This is a genomic window from Streptomyces sp. NPDC058534 (genome assembly GCF_042717365.1).
Classification (GTDB): Bacteria; Actinomycetota; Actinomycetes; order Streptomycetales; family Streptomycetaceae; genus Streptomyces.
This window is the reverse complement of the sequence record NZ_JBHXNW010000003.1, coordinates 75,837-83,325: the sequence shown is the minus strand read 5'-3', so window position 1 is coordinate 83,325 and position 7,489 is coordinate 75,837. Positions and strand designations below refer to the sequence as shown.

Here is a 7,489-nt window from a genome sequence, read left to right as displayed (position 1 = left end):
TTTTCGCGGCCGCCCACCCGCGCGCACGCGCCCCCCCCGGGGGCCGCGCGGCCGGCGGCCCGGGCGGGGGGGTGGTTTCACCCCCCCCCCCCGCCCGTCGGGGCCACCGCGCCGGGGGATTTACGCGGTGACGTGTGCCGCCTGCCGGACCTTCCCGCGCAGCGCCAGCCACAGCAGGAGCCCGACGGCGATCTGGGAGACCCCCGCCACACCGATCGCCACATGGATCCCGGTGAGCTCTTCGGCGGCGGTGACGGTGCCCTGTCCGACGACGGCCGCGAAGACCGCGCTCACCAGCGGGATCCCGATCGCGATGCCGACCTGCTGGCTCTGGGTGGCCATGCCGGTGGCCATGCCCTGGGCGTCGGAGTCGACGGACGAGGTGGCGATGACCATGAAGCACAGGGCGGCCAGCATCGAGAAGAACGCGTTCACGAACTGGGTGGCGATCAGCGGGACCAGCCAGTACGAGTCCGAGCCGGCCCACAGCGCCGGCAGCATGAACGCCCCTTGGAGCGCGAGGGAGACACCGAGCATGGTGCGCGGCGAGACCTTCTGGAGGATGCGCGGACCGACGGTCCCGGCGATGATCTGGCCCACACCGATACCGAGCAGCACGAGGCCCGCGATCATGGACGACAGACCGAGCACGTTCTGGACGTACAGGCCGGTGAAGAAGATCAGCGCGGTCTGGCCGCCGAAGATGAACAGGGCGGCCAGGTTGCCGAAGGCGATGTCGGGCTTCTTGAGGATCTTCACCGGCACCAGGGCACCGGCGGTACGGCTCTCCACCACCCAGAACGCGCCGAGCAGCACGGCGCCCGCGATCAGCGAACCTCCCGCGGCCGGGTCGAGTCCCTCCTCACCGACACGGGTGACCCCGTAGATCACCGCGAACAGGCCGAGGGTGATCAGCAGGGCGCCCGGCAGGTCGATGCGGCTCCGCTCCTGGGCCCGGCTCTCGTCGACGACGATCGACACCACGACGATCGCCGCGATGGCCACGGGGATGTTGATGAAGAAGGCCCAGCGCCAGGAGAACACGTCTGTGAGCACACCGCCGAGGACCGCCCCGACACTGAAGCCGGAACTCATCATCACGCTGTTGAGGCCCAGGGCGCGGGTGCGCAGACCGGGTTCGGTGAAGGCGGTCGTCAGCAGGGCGAGCGCGGCCGGCGTGACGGCGGCGGTGGCCAGCCCCTGAAGCGTGCGGGCCACCAGCAGCACCGCGGGGGAGTCCGCGACGCCGCCGACCAGTGAGGACACGGTCAGCAGGACCATCCCGGCGGTGAAGATGCGCCTGCGCCCCACGTAGTCACCGACGCGTCCGAAGACCAGGGTGCAGCCGGCGGCGCACAGGGCGAACGTCGTGGTGATCCACTGCAGGCTCCCGGTCGAGAACCCGAGGGACGCCCCCACCTCGGGCAGCGCGACGTTCAGCACGGAGAAGTCGGCGGCCATCATGAACTGCGACGCCAGAAGCACCACCAGGGCGGCGACCTGGCGGCCTGTCATACGGACCCCGTCCGGCGGGGTGCCCGCGGTGGTCGTGGCGGTATCAGCGGTAGTCATGCACCCACCTTCGGCCGACCGCCGCCACTCAGCCAGATCCCCCTCGAGACCACTCCCGCGGAGACTGCCACTGCCAGTGCCACCCAGCACCGCCACAATAACAAAGGTTTTGTTAAAGTGGCTCCATGGCTACCACCCCCGACCCCGCTCCCGGCGAAGGTCCCGTACGCCCGGTCTCCGTCTCCCTCCACGAAGGCACCATCGCCGCCCTGAAGGCACGCACCGGCAAGCGGGGCATGTCCGCCTACGTCGAGGCCCTCATCCAACGCCAACTGGAGCGCGACCGGCTGCGCGAACTCATCGAAGACGCGGAGGCCCAGCACGGCCCGGTGGACCAAGCTGCGGTCGAGGCCAAGCGGGCGCTCCTGCGCGGTGACGCGGCCGACTCCGTGGACGCCGCGTGAGCGGCACGCTCGTCCTGGACTGCGAGGGCCTGTCCAAGCTCGTACGCCGCACCCCCGAGCTCACCGAGTGGCTCGCCGCCGCCGAGGCCGAGGACATGCGCGTCATCACCAGCTCCGTCACCCTCGTCGAAGCCCGTGACCCCAAGACCAACCAGGCCCGCTTCGACTACGCCGTCTCCCGCGTCAACATCATCCCGCCCACCGAAGCCATCGCCCGCCACGCCAGCAAGCTCCTTGCCTCAGCCGGCCTGCACGGCCACAAGTACGCCCTCGACGCGATCGTGGCCGCCACCGCACTCGCCTCACCCGCCCCTGTGACCGTCCTGACATCGGACCCCCAGGACCTCTTCATGCTGTGCGGCCGCCCAGGCGTCCGCATCGTCAAGGTCTGATTCTGCGAGGCCACGTCTCAACGGAACGCGGGTATCCCTGGTCGACGGCGAACGGGCCGGAGGCGCAGGTCCGTTCCGCAGTCGCCCGGACCCGCCGACGCACCCCACATCACCGTCCTCCTCTGTCCTACCCCGGCTTCTGTCCCAGGCTCCGGCTCCAACTCCGGCCACGACGGCACCCTGATGGATCAGTCCTCCACGGCAGGCGCCGACCTGGAGGCCATAGCCCCGGCGGTCCGCTTTCACCAGTCGAACTCGACGTCGTAGCAGGAGAAGCGGGCGGAGTGGCAGGTATCGCAGTGTGTGTACCAGGGGGCGCATGGTTCACCGCAGGAGGCGCAACTGCCATGCGTGGCCAGTGGTCGGGAAGCGGCCACCAATTGGTTGATTCGTTCGGCGGCCGTCTGCTCGCAGGCCGCCACCTCCTCCGCGCTCAGGCCACCGCATTCACGGCCGAAGGCCAGGACGGCAGTTCCCAGGTCTCGCATGGTCGCGGCGTACTCCTCGGCTTGAGGCAAGGTCATTCGTTCGATACATACGGCCGGGCGGATCAGGTGGTGCAGGGCCGCGCCATGAAGGACCGCCCGGCAGACGGCCGGGTAGGCCGGGCGGTTCACGTCGATGGGCATGGTGATCAGACGCCAGACGGTGTGGCCGTCGCGCGGCCAACGAGCGTCGACGTCCAGAGATGCCGCGACGGCCTGGCGTGCCACCTGTAGCTTTAGGAGGATCTCGGCGACGGGCATCGGCCGCAGCCATGAGCACTCCTGGGCGGTCTTACGGGCGGCGGCGGTCCAGCCGGCCACAGCGTGCGGAATCTCTCCGGGCTCCGGTCGTCCGAGGTCGGTCCAGGTGGGACGCAGCCGAGCCGTCGTGACGCGCAGGCCACCGGACCGCGCTCCATTGGCTGCCTGGACAGCCTGGTCCAGAAGCCGGGCGCCGACGGTGAGGCCGGGCAGGCGGCTGCGGTAGGCACCCACGAGCCCCTCCCCCGCGTCATGGCCCCGCCTGCCGGCCCGGCCGGCGATCTGGGCCGCCTCCCAGATGAGCAACTCCCTGCGGGATCTGCCGTCGTACTTGCCCGTTTCCGCGAACGCCACAGTACTCAGCGGAAGGTTGACACCGTGACCGATCACATCCGTGGTGACGATCACGTCGACCTCGCCCTCGGAGAGACGCCGGATCTGCTCACGGCGGGCCGCGGGTGGCATCGCGCCGTAGAGGACCGTCGCCGACCGGCCCGCCTCGAGCAGTTCACAATGCAGAGCGAGAACGGCTTTGCGGGAGAAGGCCACCACCGCGCTTGCCGACGGGAGAGTCACAGCCTGGAATCCCTGCGTCCGGCTCAGTGTGCCGTGCCGGGTGTGGCGGACCACCGTGATGTCCGTGCCGGGGGCAAAGAGCTTACGCAACAGATCTTCGGCTTCCGGTGCGGCACAAACGTGCACGTCGGTGTGGGCACCGCTCAACAAGAGGCGGGTCCAGGCATGGCCACGGTCTTCGTCGGCCAGCCAGTGCGCTTCGTCGACCACCAGGAAGTCGCCGACGGTGGGCGCCGCCTCGGCCGTGCAGCACAGCACCGGCGCATCCGGGTTGAGGCGTTCCTCACCCGTGAGCAGACCAACCCGCTCCGCACCGAGCCGGGTGCGCAGCCGTTCGTAGACCTCAAAGGCGAGCATGCGCAGCGGCGCTGCGTAGACGCCGGTCCGCCCAGCCTCGGCGCAGGCGGCCAGCAGGGCGATGGCGTCATGTGTCTTGCCGGAGTTGGTGGGGCCCAGGTGGAACGTGACCCTGGGGTCGGCTGTCCGTTCCGGGACATGAGCGCGGGCACGCGCGGCGGCTGCGTGCTCGCGCCGCTCTCGCAGCCGCTTCGAGGCCTGTTCTGCTTTCCGGGCCGCCTGCCGCTCCTCCTTCCGGCGCTGCGCGGCTCGCTGTTCACGCACCACCGCGACCCGCGCTGGGGCGGGAACCGTGGCCAGGTCATGAGCCACGCTCTGCTCGAGTAGATCCGCGGGGACGCCGCGGTCGCGGTACTCGTCCGGGATCTGCTCCGCAGCGCAACCGAGTCGCGCCGCCGCGTCGGATGGGGCGACCAGCTCGGGCGCCGGGCGGCTGCGCCGGGCCCTGCGCAGGGCGGTCGTAAACTCCCCGGCGGCCTCTGCCTGCTCCTCGAGGGTGACAGGATTGGCGTGCGAGCCCAGCACCTCGGTCAGTCTCTCCTCCGCGGCGCGCCTTGCGAGATGGACGGTCTCGGCATGGTTGAGCTGCCCACGGTCGGTGGGCGACTGCGCGGAACTCAACCAGTAGGACCACGCTGCAGCTTTCGTCCAGGGGTCACGCAGCATCAGCAACGCCTGGGCACGGAGCCGCGTACGGTGGCCTTCGGCCCGGCGGTCGGCGCCGGAGGCCAGTTCGGCCAGGTAGGGGCCGGGCAGCCGGGCATCGAGCAGCTCGGGACGGCGCTCGGGCAACTGGCGGGCGTCCGCGGCCGAGTACTGCCAGACCTCGGCGTGATAGCGGTTGGTGTACGACCGGACCGGGCGGATGACCCCGGCGCGCGCCAACTGGTCGAAGCGGTGCCTGCTGATCCCCGCAAGTCCGGCAGCCTCTGTTGCGTGCACCAGGCGGGTGAGCTCGGCGAGTTCACTGGGATTCGCACGCCATCGGGCCACCTCGCCTGCTCTGACGCACAGCTCGTCCCCGCTCCAGCACGTACAGATCACGCCGTGTTCGATCCCCAGAGTGAACTCGTCTCGTCGCAAGCCGAGTTCCCGGCGTGCCGCTTCGAGCGTGAGGTGCCTCGCTGTCGTACCGGCCATGTTGTCCTCCCCCGTGTTCACCGTGCTTCACACTGTGACACCTGGGTCTGACAATCGGTGATCGCACTGTCACTGGAGGTGACCTGGAACTGAGACTCCGGCAGGCTCGGGAGGCGCAGACGATGGTCGGCTGCGCCCAACACGACGCCACGCTCTCGGCCTCGCACGTAGATGGGCTCGGCAAGGCTTTCCATCTGCGTCGGAGTGGTGCACGGGCTGCTTTCTCCGCCCCTTGCCCGGGTCAGAGCCGCTGCACGGGGAGCCTCGGACAATAGCCCTCCTCAGCCAGCCAGTCGCGGGCCCGACCGCGCTGTCGCTCATCGCAGAACCGCTGGTACCAGCGCCAGGAACGCCCGTCACCAGCGAGGACGTCCTTGAAGCGCCGGAAAGCGCCCCGCCCGCCGATGGCCATCCGCAGCCGGTCGCTGAGGGCGGCGTCGCCGAGCCCGTCGATGAACAGCTCCATGTCCCGGTAACCGGCCCTGGAGCCCAGAGCCGGAACGCACAGCCATCGCTCGGAATCGTCCGTCTCCTCGGCCTCAAGCCCAGGCTCCCGCTCGTCAGTAAACGCCGGCCAGCACTCCCCAGTAGACAGATCTAGCCGGCCCCCGTACTCAGCCGGGTCACCCTCCAGCAGCATGGCGAGCATCTCCACATCGACCGGAATCGGGCGCAGGAGGGGGATCGCCGCGTCTCCCGTGACCGTGCGCAGCCGGTGCGCCAGTTCCTCATCGCCCCGGAAGCCCCGTTCCTGGAGTGCGTCGAGAAACGCGGCCGCCATCTCCGCGGCCCCCGGCAGGCCCCGTGGCGCGGCCGCGGCCTCGGCCACTCCATCGCCGGCCAGCTGCAGCACCTCACGCACGGGTCCACGGCGCAACGCGGCAAGCAGCGCCGCCCCGTCCTGCGTGTGGAGCGCGCCGCGCACGGCACGCAGCGCGTCTTCGTCCCATCCCTCGGCCACAGCCCGACGGTAGCGCGCCGCCGAGGACATACGACGCCGGGACCTATTGGCTTCCCGTCGTCGTGTCCGTACTGGTGCCGGTCTCACCCGGTGCCTGCGGGTGGACGATGTTGTTCCGGTCAGCGGCGCCGCTTGTGGCCGTTCTTGCCTGCGGGGCGCCGGGGCTTTTGGGCGAGGCGGATGCCGGGGGCACCCAGTGCGCGGGCCGCCAGCCACCTGAGCTCGTCGAGCCCGGGCCGGTCCGGGTGCGTGGAGTCCAGTGCGGCGGCGATCGCGTCCCTGGCCTCGATGCCCTGGGCGCGCAGCGCCTCCTCGGCGCCGTCTCGGCCGCCCGCCAGTTCAACGAGCTGGAGCAGGCTCTCGGCGAGCACCAGCAGATGCTCGGCTCTCCTCCCAACTCGTCCAGGACGGCTGGGAGGTCGAGGCGCCCGATCCCAAGACGGACAGCGGGTATCGCGTGGTCGCACTCGACGACGACACCGTCGACGTCCTGAAGCGGCACCGTGAACGCCAGGACGCGGACCGCTTTACCCAGGAGGACGGCTCCTGGCTCCACCCGGGCAAGGTGACCGATCTCTTCGAGCGTCTCGTCACCGCGTCCGAACTCCCGCCGATCCGCCTGCACGACCTCCGCCACGGCGCTGCCACCCTCATGCTCGCCGCTGACATCGACATCAAGATCGTGTCGGACACCCTCGGGCACAGTGATACCTGGATCACCCGGGACATCTACCAGAGCGTCCTGCCCCAGGTCGTCAGGAGTGCCGCCGAGGCGACGGCGAAGCTGGTTCCCCTTCAGCGCAAGGCCGAGGCCGAGAAGGCGGCACGCAAGGCCGCGAAGAAGGAGAAGGCCAAGCGCCCCAAGCCCCAGAAGCAGGTCCACGGGCGGATCCGCTCACGCATCGCTCACGCAGGCAAAGTCACGACAACCCGACCGTGTGACCCGTCGTGCCCCGAGCAACAGAAAACCCCAGGTGAAAGGCTATGTGACCTGGGGGTTTAATGGAGCCGCCTTCGGGATTCGAACCCGAGACCTACGCATTACGAGACCATGAGCGGTCATGTTGCGTGGTGCCTCGTCGTGCCACCCAGTGACCTTTTGCCTGATCAAAGTACGTGCGACTGGTTGACCTGTGCCACCCCGTGATGCACGGTCCAAAGGCGTCTGTCCACCGGCTGTCCACCGGTGGAGCTGCCGGAAGTGGTCAGCAAGGGCACTACATGGCTGCAAGCGCAGCTACTGACGAGGCCAGCCGGGCACACGAGGCCGCTTGTCCAAACTCGACAAAAGCACCCTCGTCGGCAGCGAGTGGAGGTGTACCCGCGATCGGCGGGCACGCC

7 protein-coding genes are annotated in these 7,489 nt (G+C 69.7%); 3 read left to right on the top strand and 4 right to left on the bottom strand.

Annotated features, from left to right (window positions below; genetic code table 11):
* Positions 1–120: 120 nt before the first annotated feature.
* Complete coding sequence (locus ACFWR9_RS02355) at positions 121–1,572, bottom strand: MFS transporter (RefSeq protein ID WP_383834211.1); 1,452 nt, start codon at positions 1,570–1,572, stop codon at positions 121–123.
* Between the two features lie 125 nt (positions 1,573–1,697).
* Between ACFWR9_RS02355 and ACFWR9_RS02350 the strand changes: the two genes are divergently transcribed.
* Together ACFWR9_RS02350 and ACFWR9_RS02345 are read left to right on the top strand one after the other, a co-directional pair.
* Positions 1,698–1,976, top strand: coding sequence for a hypothetical protein (locus ACFWR9_RS02350; protein ID WP_383834208.1), 279 nt, complete (start codon positions 1,698–1,700; stop codon positions 1,974–1,976).
* Positions 1,973–2,368, top strand: coding sequence for a type II toxin-antitoxin system VapC family toxin (locus ACFWR9_RS02345; protein WP_383834205.1), 396 nt, complete (start codon positions 1,973–1,975; stop codon positions 2,366–2,368). The genes ACFWR9_RS02350 and ACFWR9_RS02345 overlap by 4 nt, the downstream gene beginning before the upstream one ends.
* A 242-nt stretch (positions 2,369–2,610) precedes the next feature.
* Here the strand turns inward: ACFWR9_RS02345 and ACFWR9_RS02340 are convergent, their stop codons facing one another.
* The 3 genes from ACFWR9_RS02340 to ACFWR9_RS02330 all read right to left on the bottom strand — a co-directional run bounded on the left by ACFWR9_RS02340 (position 2,611) and on the right by ACFWR9_RS02330 (position 6,519).
* The gene (locus tag ACFWR9_RS02340; protein WP_383834202.1) at positions 2,611–5,187 is read right to left on the bottom strand and encodes a DUF6397 family protein; all 2,577 of its coding nucleotides are present in this window, start codon (positions 5,185–5,187) and stop codon (positions 2,611–2,613) included.
* Positions 5,188–5,428: 241 nt separating this feature from the next.
* A complete protein-coding gene (locus tag ACFWR9_RS02335; RefSeq protein WP_383834199.1) occupies positions 5,429–6,148 on the bottom strand; it encodes a UPF0158 family protein in 720 nt (239 codons plus the stop codon).
* Positions 6,149–6,267: 119 nt separating this feature from the next.
* Entirely contained in the window at positions 6,268–6,519 is a 252-nt protein-coding gene (locus tag ACFWR9_RS02330; RefSeq protein WP_383834196.1) for a hypothetical protein, read from the bottom strand.
* A gap of 86 nt (positions 6,520–6,605) precedes the next feature.
* Here ACFWR9_RS02330 and ACFWR9_RS02325 point away from each other — a divergent pair, with 86 nt between their 5' ends.
* The gene (locus ACFWR9_RS02325) at positions 6,606–7,151 is read left to right on the top strand and encodes a tyrosine-type recombinase/integrase (RefSeq protein ID WP_383834193.1); all 546 of its coding nucleotides are present in this window, start codon (positions 6,606–6,608) and stop codon (positions 7,149–7,151) included.
* Positions 7,152–7,489: the final 338 nt, after the last annotated feature.